Here is a 22,321-nt window from a genome sequence, read left to right as displayed (position 1 = left end):
AATCAACTTATGTCATCTTTGCTGACATTTTTTTGTTGTGCAGCGCAGCAAAGTAAGGCAGCTTTCATGTGCATGTTTTGAGATTGTCCGCTGTTGGCTTTGCTGACGCAATAAAAAGACAACCAGAACAAATTCCAGGAGGGGCGATACGCATCAACCAGAAGGGAATTTTCATGCGCACGTCCACTTTAAAATCTTTCACTGCGGTTTCCGCAATTTTGCTGGCTTCGACGGTCACTCCCGCTCTTGCTCAAGAAGACGAGTCCTCCGGGATCACCATTTCCGGCAATGCCGCGGTCACTTCCGACTACCGTTTCCGCGGCCTATCCTTTTCTGATGGCGATATCGCGATCCAGGGCGGCATAGATGTTGCTCACGAAAGCGGCTTCTACATCGGCACCTGGGGCTCCTCGATCGAGGACAGTGCAACTTTTGGGCATACCGAGCTTGATTTCTACGGCGGCTGGTCCGGCGATGTCACTGACGGCCTGACGGTCGATGTGGGTCTGCTTTATTATTTCTACCCCAATGGCGAAGATGGCGTTGCGGGTCCAAGCGACTATTTTGAACCTTATGCATCGGTTTCAACCACTGTCGGTCCGGTCGAAGTGACTACCGGTCTCGCCTATGCCTGGTCACAAAACAGCCTCGGCAATGCGGACAACATCTATCTGTACACGGGTCTTTCCGCAGGTATTCCGAACACGCCGGTAACGCTTAACGCCAATATTGGTGTTAATGAGGGATCATTGGGTAATCCAGCCGGGGTTGTTGGATCCAACAGCTATGTCGACTGGACGCTGGGCGCCGACTGGGCGATCACTGAAAATCTGACCGCAAGCCTAGCCTATACGGACACAGATGCACCGGCGATCAACAATTTCACGGATAGTGCCTTCGTATTTACTTTGGGCGTTTCATTCTAATCCGGCTCGGGTTTTAATTCACAAACAGAATCGTCACAAAAGCGGGCCGCTCTGGAAACGGGGCGGCCCATTTCTTAGCTGGACGCGATCAATGACCGCGTAACCTCTTGCCGGGGGTTTGTGATAACCGCCTCCATCGGACCTGCCTCAATCACCCGGCCTTCGTCCAGCACGATTATCCGGTGACACAGGCGCCGCGCAGAGGCGATGTCATGGGTGATGAAAATGATACTGAGGCGGTTTTCCAATCTTAACCGGGCCAGCAGCTCCAATATGGACGATCCTGCCAGAGGGTCCAAAGCAGATGTCGCTTCGTCGAGCACCAACATATGCGGAGATGCTGCCAGCGCACGCGCAATTGCGACCCGTTGCGCCTGACCACCAGAAAGGCTGGAAGGGGCACGGTCGAGAAATTCTTCCGACAAACCAACATCTTCCAGAGATCGTATGACCTGCTGCCGTCGCTCGTCCGCCAATATCTCTGGTTTCAGATAGCGCAACGGTTCGGCAATAATTTCGCCCACCGTCCATTGCGGATCAAGGCTGGCAACCGGGTCCTGAAAAACCGGCTGGATCAATGCACGCATCTTTTGGTTGCGCCGACGTCGTTCGGGCAGCTGCTCGGACAGCCAGCTGATTTCTCCCGAGGTGACCGGTCCAATTCCTGCAATTGCTCTGCCCAAAGTTGATTTTCCCGAACCCGATCCGCCGACAATGGCAAGTGCTTCTCCTGCTCCGACAGAGAGATCCGCATTTGTGATCGCACTGACCATACCGCGCCGCCATCCCGGGCGCTTGAACAACACCGTCACGTCCCTGGCCTCCAGTTGAATCTCACCAACGGGCGGGAGATCTGGAGCGGGTTCATCCAGGCGCGGTGTCGCGGCAATCAGGCGCTTTGTATAGGGCTTCTTTGCACCGGCAAGGATCTTGGCAGTCGGACCATGTTCCACCACGCGGCCCTTTTCCATCACCACCAGCTCATCTGCGTGTCCCGAAACCGAAGCAAGGTCGTGACTGACGAGCAACATCCCCAGGCCTTGTTCTTCCCTCAGCTCATCCAGCAAATCCATGATGTCGCCGCGCAGTGCAGCATCCAGAGCACTGGTCGGCTCATCCGCAATCAGAAGCTTGGGACGGTGCGCAATCGCAGCGGCGATCATCACCCGCTGACGTTCTCCACCAGACAGTCGGTGCGGAAACTGATCAAGCCGTTCGTCGGCACGGGACAGACCCACGCGTTTGAGTTTTTGCGCAAGATCACGCCGGGATAACCGCGGTGCACCGGCCTGTGCAGACGCTTCCTGCAACTGGACGCCGATGGATAGATGGGGCGTCAACGCGGTCAGCGGCTGTTGAAAGACAAAGCCGGTCAGCTGGCTGCGCGCCCTGCGCATCTGCTGCGCATCCGCATCGGCCAGTGCAACCCCGTCAAGCATTGCGGTTCCGAACGTCTTTCCCGGTGTCAGACCAAATGGCGACAGGCAGGTCAGGCTCTTGCCCGAACCCGAAGCCCCGATTATTGCCGTGCACTTTCCAGCTGCAACGTCCAGATCAACACCGTCAACCAACCGCTTTCCGTCGATTTCAACAGCCATGTTGCGGATGGAATAGAGGCTCATGAATATATGTCCCGGAGCCGCTCGCCCTCTATCGTCAGGCAGACGAGTATGAGAACCAGCATGCCGCCAGGCAGGAACAGGCCCAGCGGGGCCATATCCATATCATCCGCGCCTTCCTTGACGAGGATACCCAACGACGTCAGCGGTTCCTGAACACCCAGGCCAAGGAACGACAGGAAGCTCTCGACCATAACCACCTGCGGCACGGTAAGCATCAGATAGGCCATGGCGACACCGGCCACATTGGGCAGGATATGCCGGACCATGATGGTAAAAGGCGAAGCACCTGCTGCTTCGGCCGCCAGTATAAAGGGCCGTTGTTTGAGCGCCATGACCTGTCCTCGTACCACCCGTGCCATGGTCAGCCATTCCACCAGTCCGATCCCGATGAATACGAGCAGGATCGAGCGCCCGAATATAACCATGAGCAGGATGACGATGAACATGAATGGCAAAGCATAGAGCGCATCGACAAACCGCATCATGGCTTCATCCACCCGTCCGCCTATCCATCCTGCGGTAGCACCCCAGGCGATTCCGACGACCAGCGAGACCAATGCAGCGGCGAAAGCGACCATCAAAGTGATGCGGGTTCCGGCTGCTAATCTGGCCAGACGATCGCGTCCGATATCATCCGTTCCGAAAATATGCGTACCCGAGAATGCCGGTGCCCGAACAGCATTCCAGTCGATCTGGTCATATGTCCAGGGCAGAAGCCACGGCAGGACGAGAACCAGCGCAACCAGAACGATCACCACCCAAAGCGGCCAATGCCGGGAAATTACAAAGCGCTTCATGCGTCACGCATCCGGGGATCGAGCCAGCCATAGATCAGATCGGCAAACAGATTGAACAGGATGATCAGTGCGGCGTAAATGGTTACAACACCCAGCACCAGCGGATAGTCGCGATTTAGCGCGCCCTGCACAAAATAGCGCCCCAGCCCGGGCAAGCCGAAGACAGTCTCGACAACCACAGCACCGGTGAGCAAACCCGCTGCAGCCGGACCCAAATAGCTGGCGACCGGAACAAGTGAAGGGCGAAGTCCGTGTTTGAACAGGATCCGGCTTTCAGACAATCCGCGGGCACGTGCCGTCCTGATATGATCCTGTTTCAGCACAGTGGCCAGTCCTGCGCGCGTCAATTTGGCGATGGCCCCTGCCACTGGCAGAGCTAGTGCCGCTACCGGCATCACCAGCCAAGCTGCACCATCACCTCGACCCGAGACCGGGAGCAGGCCCAGCCAGAGCCCCAGAAAAAGGGCCAGCGCCGGTCCGGTCACGAATGTCGGCAACGCGGTTGCAATAGTGGCCATCATCATGATCGCCTTGTCGGCGGCCCGGCCCGCACGGATCGCAGCGAGCAACCCCAGGGAAACGCCCGCAATCAGTGCAACGACGATGGCCAGCCCGCCAAGCATCAGAGAAATGGGCAACCCCTGGGCCACCAGTTCGGTTACGGTAAAGTCCCGATATACGAGCGACGGCCCGAAATCGCCCTGCACCAGACGCGAGAGATATATCCAGGCCTGCTCCCCCAATGGTTTGTCGAGACCATAAGCAGCCTGGAGAGCTTCCCGGGTCTCCGGTGCCAGGGGGCGTTCGCCGTCAAATGGTCCGCCCGGTGCCAGACGCATCAGGAAGAAAGATACCAATATGATCCCCAGCAGCGTAGGAACCGCTGTCATCAGCCGCCGGGCAATCAGCGCCAGCATCGAAAGCTACAGCTCCATCTGGCCGAAGCAGGATCGCACTTCGCTCAAAAACAGCTCAGGCACTTCCAGGGCGGCAAAATGACCGCCACGATCAGGTTCGCCCCAATATTGCAGATTCTTGAACCGGTGCTCGGCCCAGCGCCGCGACGGGGTCATGATTTCATTTGGGAATATGCTGCATCCTGCTGGCATGGTGACCGGGTCGACATTGGGATTCCCAAAGCTTTCTCGATAAAGCCTGGCAGACGATGCCCCGGCATTGTTGAGCCAATAGATCATCACATTGTCCAGCAAGCGGTCGCGGTCAAAACTGTCATCGGGCGATCGGGCCCCGTCTGACCAGCCCTGAAACTTCTCCATGATCCACGCCATCTGACCGACCGGAGAATCGGCCAGCCCATAGCCAAGCGTTTGCGGTTTGGTTTTCTGAATCTCGGCATATCCGGAGCCTTCAGTCTGATAACCGGCAAAATGGACGAGAGATGCTTGCTCTTCCGGCGTCGGACTTTGCATGACTTCGGGTGGCGGAGCGCCAACGACGACCAGGTTGATATGAATTCCGGCGCAAGCTCCCAGATTCTGCACGCCGATTGCAGATGTCACCAATGCGCCCCAGTCGCCTCCTTGCGCAAAATAGCGATCATATCCCAGGCGTTTCATCAGGACATTCCAGGTCTCTGCGATCTTTTCGGCATTCCATCCAGTTTCTGCCGGTTTGCCGGAAAAGCCGTATCCGGGCAAAGATGGTATGACCAGATGATAGGCATCTTTCGAATCTGCACCATGTGCAACCGGATTGGTCAGAGGGCCGATAACATCCAGGAACTCGACGATCGAACCCGGCCAGCCATGTGTCATGATCAGCGGTCGTGCATCTGGTTCCGGAGACCGAATATGCATGAAGTGAATATCAACACCGCTAATCTCCGTCATATGATGCGGATATTGATTGAGCCGTGCTTCGCAAGCCTTCCAGTCGTAGGAAGATCGCCAGTGGGTAGCGATATCCTGAACATATTCCAGCGGGATACCCTGCGACCAGTCGTCTACCGGTTCTTTCTCAGGATAGCGGGTCATCGCCAGACGGGCGTCCAGATCTTCCAAAACCGACGACGGTATGTCTATTTGAAATTCCCTGATCGCGTCGCTCATCTTCATCTCCTGTGACATTCTGGCACGGCAGCCAGTTTATCAATAGTCGGCTTACATTGTCGGAACTGGCGCTTCACCCGAATAGTCGTAAAAACCTTTTCCGGTTTTCCGGCCAAGCCAGCCGGCTTCGACATATTTCACGAGCAGCGGAGCCGGGCGGTATTTCGGGTCACCAAAATCGCTCTGCAAAACCCGCAAGATCTCGAGCAGAGTATCCAGCCCGATCATGTCCGCAAGCGTTATCGGTCCCATCGGATGTCCCAGGCCGAGCTGCACGCCGCGATCAATATCTTCCATCGATGCGGTACCTTCGCCCAAAGCAAAAAAGGCTTCGTTGAGCATCGGCAACAATATCCGGTTCACGACAAAGCAAGGCGAATCCTTGGCCAGAACGGCCTGTTTGCCGACCGCCTTTGCGAAGTCACTGGCAATCGCGACGGACTGATCGCTGGTTGCCAGCCCGCGGATAATTTCCACCAGCCCCATCAAAGGCACCGGATTGAAAAAATGTACCCCGACAAACCGACTGGGATCTTTTACCGACTGCGCGAGACGGGTGATGGAAATGGATGAGGTATTAGAGGCGAGAATTGCCTGATGTCCCAGAATTTCCGAAGCAGCCGCAAATATCTGTCGCTTGATTTCTTCGCGTTCGGTCGCAGCTTCCACGATCATGTCAGCGCTTGCCATGGGGTCCAGCGAACCGACAGTTTCGATCCGATTGAGTGCCGTTTCAGCGGATTGCTGATCGATCTTTTCCTTCTCGACAAGCCGGACCAGCTGACGTGCGATACCGGCCTTGCCTTTCTCGGCAATCTCTTGATTCATGTCCGACAGATAGACGTGATAACCCGCCTGCGCTGCGACTTGCGCAATACCGGCACCCATTTGTCCTGATCCAATTATTCCGATCGATTTCACAGCACATTCCTTGTTGATTTCAGCAATATCCACAAGGCACTAGCGATTGTCGATCAAACTGGCTAGATTACAAATATGCCCCCTGTTATTTCTGCCATGACTCTCTTTGCATTTGCTTCAGCTGCAAGCACCGGGCTCGCGTCGACAAACCCGATTCCCGGCAAGATCGAAGTGTTCAAGGACTGGGCGGTAGGCTGTGACAATGGCGGCGATTGCCGCGCCACTTCATTTACCGGCAAGGAAAGCGGTAGCTTTGAGGACTGGGGCGGTCCTGTCAGTATCGTACGGACCGCAAGCCAGGACGGGATATTACGGGTTCGTGTAATGTTCACCGAGGTCAATGAGATTGATCGTTACCAAATGATCGTCGATGGCAAACTGGTCGACACCGGGCCGATAGTCAAAGGCGACTATCCGATCGAGATCGTTGGAGAAGATGCCAAGAAAGTTGCCACTGCGATAGTACGCGGGCGCCAGCTGACGGTTACCGGGCCGGGCGATGAAATCCTGACCAAAATATCCCTGTCAGGTTCCGCCGCCGCTCTTCGCTATATCGATCAAAAACAAAACCGCACCTACACCCGGACCGCGCTTGTTGCCAAAGGACGGCGGACGTTCAAGCCTGTCCATGTTGAAATCCCGGTTGTTCCGGTTTCGCGCTGGACAAAATCCGAACGGATTCCTGCAACCACGGAAATAGTCAATCTGGTCGAGAACTCGAAATGCAAGGAAGACCGCTTCGGAGTGGTTGAAGATCAGGTATATCCCATCGGTCAGAAAGACGGCACCTATCGCGCGCTTATTCTCATGGCTTGCGGTTCCGGCGCATATAATTTTTCAAGTGCAGCGTATATTGGTGAAATTATCGGCAGTGAAGCGGATGGCGCAAGCTGGACGTTCACTCCTGCGAAATTTGATATTCAACCGGCCTGGGGCGGCGAAGGACGTCTGCCACTGCTGGTCAACGCATTTTGGGATGAAACAGATCAGACACTGGGCAGCTATGCCAAAGGTCGCGGTCTTGGCGATTGCGGAAGCGCGGAAAACTATGTTTGGGACGGTGCCCAATTCCGTTTGATCGAAGCGAGCAACATGCCGGAATGTCGCGGCGCTTACGAATGGATTACCACATGGCGCGCGTCTTATCGTGATGTCAAACCGACCAAAGAACCCGAAACACCCACTGGCGGTTGATCAGAAACTGACGCCTAGGGTGCGTTTTTGAACGGGCGGGCATCTGCCAAAATCAGCGAGAAATAGTCATCCTTGTCACTCCATTCGCGGATCGGTGACCAGCCGCCCGCCCGCAACATCAACCGGGCATCCCGCAATCCATATTTGTGACTATTCTCTATGTGAATTTTTTGCCCTTTCTGCATGGCATAACTGTCGCCGCCAATTGCGAAGCGAACGTCCGCCAGAGCTTCAAGATATATTTCAATCCGCGCATATAAATCATTCCAGACTGCGACATGCGCAAACCGGTCAACCGGGATGTCTCCGTCCAGTTCACCGTTGATTCGGTGCAGCAGGTTAAGGGAGAACTGCGCGGTAACACCCGCACTGTCATCATATGCTGCAACCAGCACATCTGTGTCCTTGATCCGGTCAAAGCCAATCAGCAACTGCGCGCCCTCGCCCAGCGTGTCACGCATGAAACGTAACAGATCAACCGACGTCCGGGCTATCATGTTGCCAATGGTCGAGCCCGGGAAAAAGCCCAGCTTTGGCATATCAGTCACTTCTTCAGGCAATTGCAGATGCCGCATGAAATCGGCTTCCAGCGGATAGATCGGCAAATCCGGGAATACAGTCTGCAGTTCACGAGAGCTTGCCGCAAGAAATTCGCCGGAAATATCGATCGGGACATAGCCTGCCGGATCAAGCGCGCGCAATAGATGCGGCGTCTTGGTCGAACTGCCCGACCCAAATTCGATCACCGCCCGTTCTGGTCCGGCAATTTTTGCGATGTCCGGACAATGTTGCTCAAGCAAACGGGTTTCTGTCCGGGTTGGGTAATATTCGGGAAGTTCGGTAATCTCTTCGAAGAGCTCGGAACCGCGACGATCATATAACCACCGTGCCGGAATTGCATGCTGCTGATCCGCAAAACAGCTCAAGACGTCATTCCGGAATGCCGGATCAACCGGGCTTTTCATCATATCCATGGAGAAGACCGTCCTTGGCGGTTAGGGGGTGAAGGGCTAGATATCCCGTGCCAGACGAAGGCCCGTAAACTGCCAGCGTTGATGGGGATAGAAAAAATTTCGGTAACTGCTGCGCATATGTCCGGGCGGCGTAGCGACGCTGCCGCCACGCAAAACAAACTGCCCTGACATGAATTTGCCATTATATTCACCAACCGCCCCTGTCACCGGCTTGAAACCTGGATATGGTCGATAAGCACTGCCCGTCCATTCCCAAACCTGACCGGTGCAGGGCAAATCATGATTTGCGGTTACTTCCCATTCCATCTCGGTTGGCAGGCGCGCGCCGGCCCAACTGGCATAGGCATCGGCCTCATACAGGCTGATATGTTGCACCGGTGCCGACATATCCAGAGGCTGATTGCCCGCAAGTCCAAATTCAGACCATATCGCGTCCGTTGACTGGCTCCAGTAAAGAGGCGCATCAATATTCTCTGCCTGCACCCAGGCCCAGCCATCGGCAAGCCAGTGCATCGGGTCACGATATCCTCCGTCCTCGATAAATTCGAGCCACTCGCCATTAGTCGCTGGCCGGTCAGCCAGTTCGAACGGGGTCAGCAGAACTTCATGCCTTGGCCCCTCGCAATCAAATCCAAAGCCATTGTCATCATGGCCAATCTGATGAATCCCTGCCGCACCGGCCATCCAGCCTAAAGGCTGCATCGTGCCGGAACGCGCGCTTTGCGCAAGATCTGGCAAGCAGGCAGGTTTCATAGGATTGCGAGAGAACAGATGCAAAATATCCGTGAGCAATAATTCCTGATGCTGCTGTTCGTGATTGATCCCAAGCTCAACCAGTGCATTCAACTCTTCCGAAAAGTCGGGCATGGCTGCCTTCATCGCGGCATCGACATGTGCCCGATATGCCAATATTTCATCCAGCGATGGACGAGTCAGCAATCCACGTTCCGGCCGGGCGTGTCGATCACCCTCGGATTCATAATAACTGTTAAAGAGATAAGCATATCGTTCATCAAATACCTGATAATCCGCAATATTTTCACGCAGTAAAAAGGTTTCGAAAAACCAAGTGGTATGCGCGAGATGCCATTTCGCCGGCGATGCGTCCTCCATCGACTGGGCCGTTGCATCCGCATCGCTAAGATGTTTCACCAGATCACAACTGTGCAACCTGACCGAATGGAACCGCGATTTCAGAATATCGCAAGCATCCGGATTGTGATCGCCTTCCGAGGATGAAAACGATTTTTCGGCCTGGCTTGCGATCAATCCTACTCCGGTTAGTCGGTGGCCGCAGAACATAGCGCGAACAGCCTTTGGGTCAACATGTTAAATTTGCGCCACCCCGTTGCATATTCGTCTGACACCGCGCTTTTTGCGCCTCACAGACGCTTAGCGAGACGCGCCAGGCACCCATAAAATGTCATCTTTCCCGCCATTGTTCATCGCCCGACCGAGCACGAACAGATAGTCGGAGAGGCGATTGACATAAGCCAGTGCGAGAGGATTGATCGCTAACTCACCAGCTGCTGCAACAGCCGTGCGTTCGGCGCGACGAGCGATAGCGCGCGCCAGATGTACTGTAGCCGCTGCATCACTGCCTCCGGGAAGAATGAAGCTGGTCAGCGGATTCAGGCTATCATTGACCTGATCAATGTCCCGTTCCAGCCGTTCAACTTGCGTCGCCGTAACCCGCAGCACCATTTCCGATGGAGAAAAATCATCATTCTCGCCCGCGGGCGTGGCCAGATCAGCTCCGAGATCAAACAGGTCATTTTGTATGGTCCGCAATGCCCTGACCGCTGCGTCACCTTCAATCGCGCAAATGGCGACACCGATCGCACTGTTCAATTCGTCGACATCGCCTATCGCCGCCATACGTGGATCGTTTTTTGCAATCCGTGACCCATCAACCAGTCCGGTCGTACCGTCATCGCCAGTTTTCGTGTAGATTTTATTGAGCTTGACCATCGAAAGGCAGTCAGCTTTGACCGCCAGCCATCAGCAGAAGCAATGCGACAAGCACCACCGCAATCGCCTGATATTTGACTCTCGCAAACATCATTTGATTCTGTTTTTTGTGCGATGCCGTGACACCTTCGGAATCGACATCATCGGGTTCCATGTTCGCAAATGCGATCAGCCCCCGGACGAGAGCGAAAACAACGGCGCCTGCGGCCAGTACGATCAGGGCAATAAATAGGATTTCCATGCGTGTTACCTAGTCCTTTGACAGTGTGATTCCAACAGGGAAAATATTTTCCCGCAATTGATCGGCCAGTTTTTGCCCGTCTATGCCCCCTTGCCGCAATATGGCCAAAGAGGCAGAATTTCGACTTTTGCCAAGTTTGTAGCCGGTTTCATCCAGCAAAACGGGATGATGCACATAGTCCGGCGTTGGCAATTCCAGCAAGGCCTGAAGGAATCGATGGACATGCGTTGATGCCAGCAAATCCTTGCCCCGGACAACATGTGAGATTCCGTCTCTGGCATCGTCCAGAGAAACCGCAACATGATAGCTGACCGGCGTATCCTTGGGCTGGATAATCACATCACCCAGCACCGCATGATCCGCAAATTGTTCGCCTCGATACTCGTCATTCCAGACCAATCGGCCACATTGCTGCGCGACTTTCTCCGCATCGAGCCGCAGACAAAAAGCCTCTGACTGCATGCGATTTGCCGCTTCATCCGCCGACAAACCGCGACAGGTTCCAGGATAGATCGGGCCGTCCGGACCGATTTCTGCTTTGCCTTTTTCGTGCACGGTCCGCAATTCGGATCGGGTACAGAAACAGGGATATGTCACTCCCATGCGAATCAAACGTTGCAGAGCCGCATCATAATCCTTGAAGCGCCTGGATTGGTAGATAACTTCTTCGTCAAAAATCAGCCCCAACCAGCGCATATCCTCCAAAATGGCATCGGTATATTCAGGTCGGCTGCGCTGGATATCGATATCTTCCATACGCAACAGAACACGTCCGCCCTTGTTCCGGGCAAAGTCATGGGCGACAATGGCGGCATAAGCGTGGCCCATATGCAACAATCCATTGGGGCTAGGGGCAAAACGGACCACTACATCTTGCTGCACATACCCTCTTGACGTCAGAGCCATGTTAATGTTGTCTTGCGAAAAGTTGTAATGACCATGTCATGTTCTTGCGGATATGGACCTGACAGTCAAAGGGAGCAGGCAATTTATGTATCACCCGGACCTCGTTCGCCACCCGGAAAACTGCCCGTCGCTGGTTCTGAACGCGGACTATACGCCCTTGTCTTACTATCCGTTGAGCCTTTGGCCATGGCAAACAGCGATCAAGGCCGTGTTTCTCGACCGGGTTGATATTGTGTCGAGCTACGAACGGGAAGTGCACAGCCCCAGCGTTGATATGAAGATCCCTTCTGTCATTGCGCTGAAAAATTACGTCAAACCTTCCGAATATCCTGCGTTTACGCGTTTTAACCTGTTTCTGCGTGATCGGTTTACCTGTCAATATTGCGGGTCAGAAGACAATCTGACCTTTGATCACGTGATCCCACGTCGCCAAAAGGGCCGAACAACCTGGGAAAATGTGGCAACGGCCTGCTTGCCGTGCAATCTGAAAAAAGGGGGCAGAACCCCGCGCGAGGCGCACATGAACCTTTCGCGGCAACCCATCAAGCCCACCAATTGGCAACTACAGGAACATGGCCGTGCGTTCCCGCCAAATTTTCTGCACGAGACCTGGCATGACTGGTTATATTGGGACATCGAACTGGAAAGCTAGATCATTTGTCGTAACAGGGATATCTATCGCGAGATCAAACCAAATTGCCGATCACATTTGATCAAAGATCTTTGTTTTCGCAACTATCTCAAAAACACTGGTTGAACCTATTTTCAAAAATGCGATTTTTTGTTGCATGTTAATAGAAAATTACAGTACTATATTGCACATATAAGATCGTATCTAAAACTATATTTTGAGAGACCGGCTGAGTGATATAGTGCAATCGGGATTAAACTTGATTCCGGAAACAGGTTTGAATTCTTCCCAGGCAACCTTTTTTCCATTGATTGCTGGTTCTCTCGATTGGTAGGGATTATTACGCCAGCACAGGCCGCGGGGAGCATTATGACAGATATAAATCGCAATATTTCAAACCCCCAACCGGATCAGCCGAAGGCAGAGAACCGGCCGATCGCGGATCTCGCAAAACTAATCCTGAATCAAAACAGGAAGCGCCACAGGTTCCTGCCGCAGATGGAATGGGGCGAACCCAGCTGGTATATTCTGCTTGATCTGTTTGTTAGCGAGGTAGATGGCGACGAAACAGGGCTGAAGGCTGTCGCACATCGAAACAATATTCCCGAATCGACGACCCGACGATATGTGGAACTGATGATTGACCGAAATCTGATCGCACATTCACCTGCAGTCGGCGATATTGCCGACCAGGACCTGATCCTCACTCCGACTGCAAAAATAGCGTTGAAGAACTGGATTCATGATGTGCTGAGATCGGTGAACAGGCAGGTTCAATAAACAGTCTGAATTGGGTTGTTCGCCAGTCACCCCAACAATCGCGACACATCTGCTGCCTACCGTTTCATTCGACCTCGCATATGACATTTCCGGACGATAGCGGGGGAAGTCGATAACAACCCCAAGAATCACTTGACCCGTTCTCTGTTGCAGTGCAGCAATATCCTATGACAAAACCCCTTACGGTCCGCCAGAATCCGGACATCAAATATCTCGGCAAATTGCTAGGCGATGTAATTCGCTCCTATGGCGGTGAAGAATTGTACCGGCGTACGGAATATATCCGATCAACCAGTGTCGATCGTCATCGCGGGATTGCAGAAGCAGACGCAATTGATCCCGGGCTCGATGCGCTGTCGCTCGACGAAACAACGGCCTTCGTCCGCGGCTTCATGCTGTTTTCCCTGCTTGCAAATCTCGCGGAAGATCGTCAGGGCGTCGCTGCTGAAGAAGGGGCGAGTGTAGAGGAAGCAGTTAAAAAACTGGCCAGCGAAGGCGTTGATCAGGAAGCCATATTGAGCCTTTTGGACGAGGCACTGATCGCTCCGGTATTGACCGCCCATCCCACCGAAGTTCGCCGCAAGAGCATGATCGACCACAAGTCCCGGATCGCCGAGCTGTTGCTGATGAAGGATGCTGGCGCCAGCGACACGCCCGAAGGCGATGTTCTGGATGACGCCATCATGCGTCAGATCGCATTGCTCTGGCAAACCCGCCCGCTCCGCCGCGAGCGGCTGTTCGTCACCGATGAAGTCCAGATTTCGCAGAGTTATATGCGCGACGTCTTCTTGCCGGTGCTGCCCCGTCTTTATGGGAAGTGGGAAAAAATTCTCGGTAGCCGTCTGCCCAATTTTCTGAAACTCGGCAGCTGGATTGGCGGCGACCGCGACGGCAATCCTTTTGTCGATGCAGATGCCATGCGCGAAGCATTGTCCCGTGCTGCCGAGACAGTCATCGGTTATTATCTGATGCGCATTCACGCCATGGGAGCGGAACTGAGCATCTCGACGGAATTGGCAGAAGTCCCGGATGCCGTCATTGCACTGGCGGAACGAAGCGGAGATGATGCGAAAAGCCGGCAGGATGAACCCTATCGCCGTGCTTTGTCAGGAATCTATGCGCGCCTGTCCGCCACCCATTTGAAGTTGTGCGGACATGTCCCGGGCCGACCGTCCTCAATCTTGGCCGATCCATATGCCAACCCACAGGAGTTACGGGAAGATCTGATCATTCTCGCCCATGGTTTGCGTGCAAACGGCAAGGGTGTTTTCGCCACATCCGGTGCGCTCGGCAGGTTGATCCGCACAGTCGAGCTATTTGGCTTTCATCTGGCGACGCTGGACATGCGTCAGAATAGCCGCATTCACGAACGTGTGGTTGCGGAACTGCTCGCCGTTGCTGGAGTCGAGGCAAATTATCTTGAACTGGAGGAACCGGATCGCATCAGGATCCTGCGTCAGGAGCTCGCCAATAATCGACCGCTCTTCAGTCGCTGGGTCGACTATAGCGAAGAAACTGCCAAGGAACTTTCGATCATCAATGCGGCTGCAGAAGCCCATCAGCTTTACGGGCCGGAGGTGATCGTCAACTACAATATCAGCAACGGCGAGACTGTTTCCGATATTCTCGAAGTCTATGTCCTGTTAATGGAAGCCGGTTTGTACAGCGCACCCGACGACGCCAACAGCGCGCCAGCCAGTCCGATCATGGCAGTCCCGCTTTTTGAAACAGTTGCCGATCTGGAAAATGCGCCAGATGTCATGACAGATTTTTTCGCTCTGCCGGAAATGGCAGCCTTGACGCAGTCCCGGGGATTTCAGGAAGTCATGATTGGCTATTCCGACAGCAACAAGGATGGCGGTTATATCACTTCGACCTGGAGTCTGTTCAAAGCCAGCCGGGCGTTGACGCCAGTCTTTGAAAAGGCCGGCGTAAAAATGCAATTGTTCCACGGTCGCGGCGGTGCGGTTGGTCGCGGCGGCGGATCTGCTTTCGGCGCGATCAAGGCACAGCCCAAAGGGACAGTTGCAGGCCGGATCAGGATTACCGAGCAAGGAGAAGTCATCGCCGCCAAATATGGTACCATGGGAGTGGCCGAGGCCAATCTTGAGGCCATGACATCGGCGGTGCTGATCAACACGCTTGAACCCGTTCAGACCGACCCCGAAGTTGAAGCCGGTTTTGCGGATGCGATGGATGATATCTCGAAGACCGCTTTTACATCTTATCGCGATCTTGTTTATGGCACGGATGGATTCCGGACGTTTTTCCGGCAGATGACGCCCATTTCCGAAATTGCCAAACTCAAGATTGGATCCCGACCGACCAGCCGTACGAAAAGTGACCGGATTGAAGATTTGCGCGCCATCCCCTGGGTATTCAGCTGGGCACAAGCCCGCGTGATGCTGCCTGGCTGGTACGGTGTGGGACAAGCCCTTGCGGAATATGATGATCTGTCGAAGCTAAAAGATATGGCTCAGTCCTGGCCGTTTTTTCAGGCCAGCCTTTCAAACATGGAAATGGTCCTCGCCAAATCTGACATGGGCATAGCCGCGCGCTATGCCGAGCTGGTCGAGGATCAGGAAATGGGTCAGGCAATTTTTGGTCGCATTCGATCTGGGTGGGAGCAGACCCGCGATGTGCTGCTGGAGATTACCGATCAACCACATTTGCTCGCGAAAAACCCGGCTTTGTTCAACAGTATTGAACTGCGCCTCCCGTACATCGAACCGCTCAATCACCTTCAGATCGAACTCACCAAAAGGCTGCGGGCCGGCGAAGATGATCCGCGGATTGGCGAAGGAATTCAGCTTTCGATCAATGCGATCGCGACTGCGCTGCGCAATAGCGGTTAACAGATAAGATCTTTATTCACGGTTTGCTTCGGCGAGTAACGTCAGCAACAATGTCTGAACCGCAATATGGGCATCCGTGTTTTCCCAGGATTCATTGGGCGCATGCGCATTTCGGGATATACCGCCCCGGCTCATCGTAATTGCGGGGATTCCAAGTGAAAGCGGGATGTTGGCATCGGTTGATGACGCCATCACATTTGGTACCAGTCCCTGTTCGCGCATCGCTGCGCTGACAAAACCGAAAAGGCTCGAATTCTCACTGTTCCGTCCGGCAGGCCGCTTTCCTACAGATGTAATTTCGAGCGTCAGCGCATCGTTTGTTGATCGCTGCGCGTTTTCGGCATCCAGAGCTTCCTGCAATGCTTTCCGCAAGGCGGCGTCCAAACGATCGAGTTTGACAGTGTCTGCGGAGCGCATGTCGACTTCCATCCAGCTGCTGAACGGAATGGAATTGATCGACGTACCGCCGCCGATCCGGCCAACCGAGAAAGTCGACTTGAGACCCGTTTGAGTAATCTCGCGGCCAGCTGCCGTGAAGCGGGTAATGGCATCAGCCAATGCCTGATGAGGATGGGCGCTTCCAAACGCTCCGTAGGAGTGACCGCCCGGACCGTTGAACGTGACGCGGTACCTGTTTGATCCCACTCCTGCGGTGATCAGTCGGTTGACCGAACCACCGTCAATCGCAATAAAGCTATCGATCCGGGGTCCGCCCTCGCGAAACAGATGCCGGACACCGCGCAGGTCGCCCAGGCCTTCTTCTCCAACGGAACCAACAAATAATATATCGTCTTCTGTTGTCAGTCCCTGTGATTCCATCACCTCGGCGAGACTGAGCATGGCGATCAGTCCGCGCGTATTGTCGCCAATGCCGGGCGCGTGATAGACATTGCCTTCTTTGCGCACCGTCACATCGGTTTCAGCGGGAAACACGGTATCGATATGTGCCACAACAGCTACGGTTCTGACACCAGTGCGTCCCGGTCGGCGCGCCAGAACATTGCCGACTTCATCAATGCGGACATCTGACAGACCGCCGGATTTCAAGTCTTTGGCAAGCAACTGCGCGCGAACGGATTCCTCAAATGGCGGAGCGGGAGTTTCCGTATAGGCGATCAGTCGGTCGATATTGGTCTGCTCCATCGCCTCGATCTCAGCAAAGGCGGCCTGGACACGGGGGTCCTCCATGAGCCTGTCGATGACCTGGCTCGGATTAACGGCGGTGAATGGGCCGGAAGTCGAAGCCGTCCTTGCATCTACCGGGCCGGAAACGCCGTTTGCCAATCCGGCAAGGCACGCGCAAGCCAGAAGCAATCGCATGTTAACGTGGATCATGAGTTCTTCTTCCCCAAAAATTCAATCGGACGTCATTCCGACAAAACCGGGCATATTGCAAACCTGTTTCCGGAATAACCAATTGTCGGAATTGCATCACGAAAAGCAGCATGCCAGGCTGCCGATGCGCAACAGACTTGACGAACGACACAAAAGTTACGCAACTGAAGGTCGCCGATCACCCGGTATTTAGTGCAAACAGGATTCCGATTTGGACAACAGACAAATATTCAGTTTCCTGTCAAAAGCCGTTGCCCGCAATCAGCGGTGCGTTCTGGTCAGCGTTGCCAGCGTATCCGGATCGTCGATGCGCGATCCCGGTGCCCATATGGCCATTTCAGAGGATGGCAAATTTACCGGCTCGCTGTCCGGGGGCTGCATAGAAGCGGCGGTCGTTGCGGAAGCTCTGGACGTCATCAGGGAAAACGAACCGCGTATCACCAGATTCGGGGAAGGCTCTGCCTATCTCGATATCCGTCTGCCATGCGGCGGCGGGCTCGATATTCACTTCCTGCCCATGACCAAATCGGATCTGGCAGACCGCTGTCTGGACGCCATCCGTGAAAGAAAACCATTTGGACTGCGATTGCCGGTTTTGGGCGGCGAAGCTGCTTTTGTCGCGGACGGACTGGAAACCCGGTTTTTGAGGAAAGACCAGATCGTTGAAATCGGTCACCAGCCGGTTCCAAGGCTGCTGATCATCGGGCACGGTGCCGCCAGCACGAAAGTTGCTGAACTGGGCACATTGATGAAGATGGATGTTGCCTTTCATTCGTCGGATCAGAATCTCGTGGATGAAATGCACGCACTGGGTTTGGCAGGCGATCTCCTGCGAACGACCCGCGATACTGATCAGCTTACGAGCGATCCCTGGACCGCAATCATCTTCATGTTTCACGATCATGACTGGGAGGGCCACTTGATGGCTCACATGCTAAAGCTGCCGCATTTCTATTTCGGTGCGATGGGCGGAAGACAAGCCCATGCCACCCGCATTGAAACATTAGCGTCTCTGGCTGTTCCGAATGACCAGATTGAACGCATCCACGCGCCCATCGGACTATTTCATTCTTCACGCGATCCGGAAACCCTGGCCATGTCCATTCTTGCAGAAGTAACGGCCAAATTTCATGACATCAGGCTGCTGGAGAGTAGCAGAACTGATAGCAGCGGAAATGCAGATCAAACCTAGCCTTTTGCCTGCGTTCCATCTATAAGTTGCATATTGCCATGCAAACAAAAGAGCGACAATTTCATGATCAAGCTAAATGTAAACGGTTCGACCACCGAGGTTGACGTTGATCCCAACACGCCCATTCTCTGGGTCGTACGGGAAAATCTCAAAATGACCGGTACAAAATTTGGATGTGGCATCGCGCAATGCGGCGCATGTACCGTGCATCTCGATGGCAAACCCGTCCGCAGTTGCTCCACCCCGATTTCTGCCGCCGACGGCAAATCGATTACCACGATCGAAGGCCTCGCCGCTGAAGACGGAACGTTGAGCAAGGTGCAGCAAGCCTGGGTCGCGGAGCAGGTTCCCCAATGTGGCTATTGCCAGTCTGGTCAGATCATGTCCGCCACCGCTTTGCTGAAAGACCACCCCAATCCCAGCGATGATCAGATTGATGCTGCGATGAAAGGCAATATCTGCCGCTGCGGAACCTATCCCCGGATCCGCAAGGCAATCAAGGTCGCTGCCGGTGTTTCGGCAAGCAGTAGCGAGGAGGCTTGATCATGGATAAATGGACAAGACGCGCGTTTATTGGTGCTGGCATATTGACCGGCGGTGCTTTGGTCATTGGCGTGGCTGTTCGTCCCGGCAATCCGGTTGGAGAACTGAAAGGTGTTCTGGCCAAGGGCGAAGGCGAAGAGCTGATCAACAGCTGGGTCAAAATCGGGACGGACAATGTGATTACGGCCATCGTCCCTCATGCCGAAATGGGTCAGGGCATCCATACTGCCCTCGGTCAAATGCTGGCCGATGAACTGGATGCGGACTGGGACAAGCTTGAAATCATGGAAGCCCCCGGTATCGGCGCCTTTGTATCGGCGGATATCGGTCGCGAGTTTCTGGCACCGACGCTGGAGGTACCCGCAATTCTCGAACCGACGGTACAAGGCACGTTCCTCAAACTGGCTCAAGCCATGAGCCTGCAGATTACCGGCGGCAGCTTTTCGGTGCGCGGTACCGGTCAGCGCGGATTGCGAACCGCAGGAGCCGCCGCACGTGAGATGCTGATTGCAGCCGCTGCTGACGAGTGGGATGTTCCCACCAAAGAGATTCGGACCGAGAAAAGCATGCTCATTCATGCGCGATCCGGCAAAAGCGAGCCCTATGCCAGCTTTGCTGCCGCAGCCGCGGAACAGAGCATGCCTGCGAAACCAAAGCTGAAAAACCCCAAGGATTTCAACTTGATGGGTAAGCCCATCGCACGCAAGGACATCCCGTCCAAGGTTGATGGTTCGGCAATTTTCGGTGTCGATGCTGACCTGCCCGGCATGAAATATGCAGCCGTAAAATCCTCTCCCGTGGTTGGCGCTACGGTAGATTCCATGAATGCGGACAAAGCCAGGGCGATGCCGGGCGTGTTGCAGATACTTAACATGGGTGATTTTGTCGCAGTTATTGCCGAGGGTTATTGGCAGGCCCAGCAAGCCGTCAACACAATCCAGACCAAATATACCGCAACCGAGGGTGACAAACTCGATCAGGCTGGAATTTTTGATCGTTATTTTGCTGCGCTGGATGATGCAGGAGCCGATGGCGGCGATGTCGAGACAGAGAAAGGCGATCCAAATGACGCCTTTGCTTCGGCCGCGACCAAAGTGGAAGCCGAATATCGTGCGCCCTTCCTCGCCCATGCCACCATGGAACCGATGAATTGTACGGCCTGGCTTCGTGATGGAAAATGCGACATCTGGACTGGAACGCAGTCGCCACTTGGCGCACGCAATGCTGTCGCGGAAAAAGCGGGCATCGATGTCGAGAATGTCACATTGCACAATGCGTTTCTGGGCGGCGGATTTGGACGGCGTTCGGAGGAAGATGCGATTGTCATGGCCACCCGATTGGCCAAAGCTGCGGGCTATCCGGTCAAGCTGATCTGGTCACGTGAAGAGGATACACAGCAGGATTTCTACAGACCTTCTGCAATGAGCCGTTTCAAAGCCGGGCTTGACGAAAATGGCAAGGCAGTGAGCTGGGATAATATCCATACTCATCTGTTTGATCCTGCCGATGCGCCAACCGTGCCATATTATAATATCCCCAACCACAAGATCCGCAAAATCGACGTGCCCATGCATCTGCGATTTGGGCCCTGGCGCTCCGTGGATCACAGTCAGCAGAGTTATTTCATCGAGGCATTTGTCGATGAACTGGCCGGGGCTGCTGACAAGGATCCCTATGAGTATCGCCGTGAGTTACTGGCGGGATCGCCGCGCCATCTGGCCGTCCTCGACGGGGTCGCCAAAATGGCGGACTGGGGCAGTGCGTTGCCGGAAAAACATGGCCGTGGGATTGCCTTTGTTCCGTCGTTCGGCACCATCGTGGCCGAAGTAGTCGAAGTCGACCTGAGCGGAGCGAAACCCAGAGTAACCAAAGTCTTTTGCTGCGCTGATCCGGGCTATGCGATGAACCCCGACGGCTTTGCCGCACAGATGGAAAGCAGCATTATCTATGGATTGACCGCCGCGCTCTATGGAGAAATTTCAGTCAAAAACGGCGCCGTGCAACAGAGCAACTTCCATGACTATAAAATGCTCCGTATTGATGAGTCACCGGAAATTGCGGTGAAAATCATCAATGGCGATGCCAAGCGTCTTGGCGGTGCCGGTGAACCCGGATTGCCGCCGCTCGCTCCCGCTGTGGTCAACGCGGTATTTGCAGCGTCCGGCAAACGGATACGCGAACTGCCTCTGTCAAAACACAGTTTCGCCTGATCATGACAACCGGAGTAGCCTGCATGAAATATTCCTCTCAAATTGTTGCTTTTGGTCTGGCCGGGCTGCTGGCAGGCTGCGGTAGCGAACCCGCTCCCGAACCGGTCGAGCAGATCGTGGTCCGCGAACCGGGCGAAGCTGCGCCTTTACCGGCCGCTGACGAAGCCGAGGGTACAACCAGTCCGGAAGATCTGATCGCCAGTGGCCAGGCTGCCTTCGCTGTTTGCTCGGGCTGCCACGCGGTTGAAGAAGGCGCGCCCGCCCAATCGGGCCCCAATCTTCATGGCGTAGTGGGTCGAGAGGCTGGGAAAGCAGAAGGTTTCGCTTTCTCCGAAGCCCTCGCATCATCCGGTATCACATGGACAGACTCCGAACTGGATGGGTATCTGGAGAACCCGACCGGAAAGGTTCCGGGCACCACCATGGTCGCCGGTGCCATGGCCGATGCATCCCAGCGCAAGGCAGTCATCGCCTATCTGGCTGTTTCCGGATCCGAATAAAGTGAGCCGGGGAGTTGGGGTTGCTTGACTGAAACAACCGGAATTTGTGCAGCGATACTGGCAGCTGGTCAGTCAAAACGATTTGGCGATCAGGACAAGCTTGCGGCAAAATTGAACGGAAAAATGCTTGGGCTGCATGCGGCAGAAACTGTCGCATCTCTCGGTCTGTCCAAAGTTGCGGTTGTCGTTTCACCTGCACAAAGTCCGTGCATTGCTTCCTGGTCCGCGTTGGGATTCGATATCATCGTCAATAATGAAGCCGCTCAGGGGATGGGAAGTTCGGTAGCCCATGCTGCGCAATTTGCGTCGAAATGCAATGCTGACGGCTTGCTTGTCTGCCTCGCTGACATGCCTTTCATTTCCGCGCCACTTCTGGATCGATTGACCGGCGCCTTCGAAGAAAACCGCCGCAAGGGAGCTTTTGCTGCGTCAAACGAAGACGTCAGCCTTCCTCCCGCGATTTTCGGTGCGGAAAAATTTCCCGAGCTTGCCCTTTTGTCCGGGGCGCAAGGTGCCCGCCAATTGCTGTCCACCGCCACAGCCATCCCCGCAACATCACGTGAGATCGCCGATATAGATCATGTTACCGAGCTCGACCGATGGAATGATCATCGAAATCACCCTTGATCTGTTTTCCAATGCGTGCGGAATATG

At 54.6% G+C, this 22,321-nt stretch carries 22 protein-coding genes; 11 read left to right on the top strand and 11 right to left on the bottom strand.

Annotated features, from left to right (window positions below; all coding sequences use genetic code 11):
• Window positions 1-173: 173 nt before the first annotated feature.
• Window positions 174-926 (top strand): TorF family putative porin, encoded by a 753-nt coding sequence (locus tag ABJI30_RS01455; protein ID WP_348015115.1) that lies wholly within the window; start codon window positions 174-176, stop codon window positions 924-926.
• Window positions 927-1,000: 74 nt separating this feature from the next.
• Here ABJI30_RS01455 and ABJI30_RS01450 read toward each other — a convergent pair whose 3' ends face one another.
• From ABJI30_RS01450 to ABJI30_RS01430, 5 genes are read right to left on the bottom strand one after another with little or no spacing between them, the layout of a single operon-like run.
• A complete protein-coding gene (locus tag ABJI30_RS01450; RefSeq protein WP_348015114.1) occupies window positions 1,001-2,548 on the bottom strand; it encodes an ABC transporter ATP-binding protein in 1,548 nt (515 codons plus the stop codon).
• The gene (locus ABJI30_RS01445; protein WP_348015113.1) at window positions 2,545-3,345 is read right to left on the bottom strand and encodes an ABC transporter permease subunit; all 801 of its coding nucleotides are present in this window, start codon (window positions 3,343-3,345) and stop codon (window positions 2,545-2,547) included. The genes ABJI30_RS01450 and ABJI30_RS01445 overlap by 4 nt, the downstream gene beginning before the upstream one ends.
• Window positions 3,342-4,262 (bottom strand): ABC transporter permease, encoded by a 921-nt coding sequence (locus ABJI30_RS01440; protein WP_348015112.1) that lies wholly within the window; start codon window positions 4,260-4,262, stop codon window positions 3,342-3,344. Before ABJI30_RS01440 ends, ABJI30_RS01445 begins: the two co-directional genes overlap by 4 nt.
• A gap of 6 nt (window positions 4,263-4,268) precedes the next feature.
• The gene (locus ABJI30_RS01435) at window positions 4,269-5,414 is read right to left on the bottom strand and encodes an epoxide hydrolase family protein (RefSeq protein WP_348015111.1); all 1,146 of its coding nucleotides are present in this window, start codon (window positions 5,412-5,414) and stop codon (window positions 4,269-4,271) included.
• Between the two features lie 51 nt (window positions 5,415-5,465).
• Window positions 5,466-6,335: a 3-hydroxyacyl-CoA dehydrogenase NAD-binding domain-containing protein gene (locus tag ABJI30_RS01430; RefSeq protein ID WP_348015110.1), complete on the bottom strand. Its 870-nt coding sequence runs from the start codon at window positions 6,333-6,335 to the stop codon at window positions 5,466-5,468.
• A gap of 75 nt (window positions 6,336-6,410) precedes the next feature.
• On the opposite strand from ABJI30_RS01430, the gene ABJI30_RS01425 reads away from it, so the two are divergent.
• The gene (locus tag ABJI30_RS01425; protein WP_348033092.1) at window positions 6,411-7,529 is read left to right on the top strand and encodes a DUF1176 domain-containing protein; all 1,119 of its coding nucleotides are present in this window, start codon (window positions 6,411-6,413) and stop codon (window positions 7,527-7,529) included.
• 14 nt (window positions 7,530-7,543) lie between these two features.
• Here ABJI30_RS01425 and egtD read toward each other — a convergent pair whose 3' ends face one another.
• From egtD to gluQRS, 5 genes are all read right to left on the bottom strand, one after another.
• On the bottom strand, window positions 7,544-8,503 hold the full coding sequence (gene egtD, locus ABJI30_RS01420) for an L-histidine N(alpha)-methyltransferase (RefSeq protein WP_348015108.1): 960 nt from the start codon (window positions 8,501-8,503) through the stop codon (window positions 7,544-7,546).
• Window positions 8,504-8,539: 36 nt separating this feature from the next.
• Complete coding sequence (gene egtB / locus ABJI30_RS01415) at window positions 8,540-9,703, bottom strand: ergothioneine biosynthesis protein EgtB (protein ID WP_348015224.1); 1,164 nt, start codon at window positions 9,701-9,703, stop codon at window positions 8,540-8,542.
• A 192-nt stretch (window positions 9,704-9,895) separates the two neighbouring features.
• Window positions 9,896-10,474, bottom strand: coding sequence for a cob(I)yrinic acid a,c-diamide adenosyltransferase (locus ABJI30_RS01410; protein ID WP_348015107.1), 579 nt, complete (start codon window positions 10,472-10,474; stop codon window positions 9,896-9,898).
• A gap of 10 nt (window positions 10,475-10,484) precedes the next feature.
• On the bottom strand, window positions 10,485-10,715 hold the full coding sequence (locus tag ABJI30_RS01405) for a hypothetical protein (protein ID WP_348015106.1): 231 nt from the start codon (window positions 10,713-10,715) through the stop codon (window positions 10,485-10,487).
• A 9-nt stretch (window positions 10,716-10,724) separates the two neighbouring features.
• Window positions 10,725-11,621, bottom strand: coding sequence for a tRNA glutamyl-Q(34) synthetase GluQRS (gluQRS, locus tag ABJI30_RS01400; RefSeq protein ID WP_348015105.1), 897 nt, complete (start codon window positions 11,619-11,621; stop codon window positions 10,725-10,727).
• An 85-nt stretch (window positions 11,622-11,706) separates the two neighbouring features.
• On the opposite strand from gluQRS, the gene ABJI30_RS01395 reads away from it, so the two are divergent.
• The 3 genes from ABJI30_RS01395 (at window position 11,707) to ppc (ending at window position 15,887) form a co-directional block, all read left to right on the top strand.
• Window positions 11,707-12,273 carry an HNH endonuclease gene (locus ABJI30_RS01395; protein ID WP_348015104.1) on the top strand — a complete coding sequence of 189 codons (567 nt, stop codon included), beginning with the start codon at window positions 11,707-11,709 and terminating at the stop codon, window positions 12,271-12,273.
• 348 nt (window positions 12,274-12,621) lie between these two features.
• Entirely contained in the window at window positions 12,622-13,032 is a 411-nt protein-coding gene (locus ABJI30_RS01390; protein WP_348015103.1) for a hypothetical protein, read from the top strand.
• A 167-nt stretch (window positions 13,033-13,199) separates the two neighbouring features.
• Entirely contained in the window at window positions 13,200-15,887 is a 2,688-nt protein-coding gene (ppc, locus tag ABJI30_RS01385) for a phosphoenolpyruvate carboxylase (RefSeq protein ID WP_348015102.1), read from the top strand.
• A gap of 12 nt (window positions 15,888-15,899) precedes the next feature.
• On the opposite strand, the gene ABJI30_RS01380 is transcribed toward ppc, so the two are convergent.
• On the bottom strand, window positions 15,900-17,075 hold the full coding sequence (locus ABJI30_RS01380) for a M20/M25/M40 family metallo-hydrolase (protein ID WP_348015101.1): 1,176 nt from the start codon (window positions 17,073-17,075) through the stop codon (window positions 15,900-15,902).
• Here ABJI30_RS01380 and ABJI30_RS01375 point away from each other — a divergent pair.
• The 6 genes from ABJI30_RS01375 (at window position 17,074) to ABJI30_RS01350 (ending at window position 22,294) form a co-directional block, all read left to right on the top strand.
• Entirely contained in the window at window positions 17,074-17,415 is a 342-nt protein-coding gene (locus tag ABJI30_RS01375) for a hypothetical protein (protein WP_348015100.1), read from the top strand. The genes ABJI30_RS01380 and ABJI30_RS01375 overlap by 2 nt on opposite strands.
• Window positions 17,416-17,433: 18 nt before the next feature.
• Complete coding sequence (locus ABJI30_RS01370) at window positions 17,434-18,414, top strand: XdhC family protein (RefSeq protein WP_348015099.1); 981 nt, start codon at window positions 17,434-17,436, stop codon at window positions 18,412-18,414.
• Window positions 18,415-18,477: 63 nt separating this feature from the next.
• On the top strand, window positions 18,478-18,957 hold the full coding sequence (locus tag ABJI30_RS01365) for a (2Fe-2S)-binding protein (RefSeq protein ID WP_348015098.1): 480 nt from the start codon (window positions 18,478-18,480) through the stop codon (window positions 18,955-18,957).
• Window positions 18,958-18,959: 2 nt separating this feature from the next.
• A complete protein-coding gene (locus ABJI30_RS01360; RefSeq protein ID WP_348015097.1) occupies window positions 18,960-21,167 on the top strand; it encodes a molybdopterin cofactor-binding domain-containing protein in 2,208 nt (735 codons plus the stop codon).
• A 23-nt stretch (window positions 21,168-21,190) separates the two neighbouring features.
• On the top strand, window positions 21,191-21,667 hold the full coding sequence (locus ABJI30_RS01355) for a c-type cytochrome (protein WP_348015096.1): 477 nt from the start codon (window positions 21,191-21,193) through the stop codon (window positions 21,665-21,667).
• Between the two features lie 24 nt (window positions 21,668-21,691).
• The gene (locus ABJI30_RS01350) at window positions 21,692-22,294 is read left to right on the top strand and encodes a nucleotidyltransferase family protein (RefSeq protein ID WP_348015095.1); all 603 of its coding nucleotides are present in this window, start codon (window positions 21,692-21,694) and stop codon (window positions 22,292-22,294) included.
• The last annotated feature ends 27 nt before the right edge of the window (window positions 22,295-22,321 follow it).

Origin of the sequence: Parasphingorhabdus sp. (assembly GCF_039968395.1) — a bacterium.
In the GTDB taxonomy this organism is placed as follows: Bacteria; Pseudomonadota; Alphaproteobacteria; order Sphingomonadales; family Sphingomonadaceae; genus Parasphingorhabdus.
This window is presented reverse-complemented; position numbering and strand designations above follow the sequence as displayed.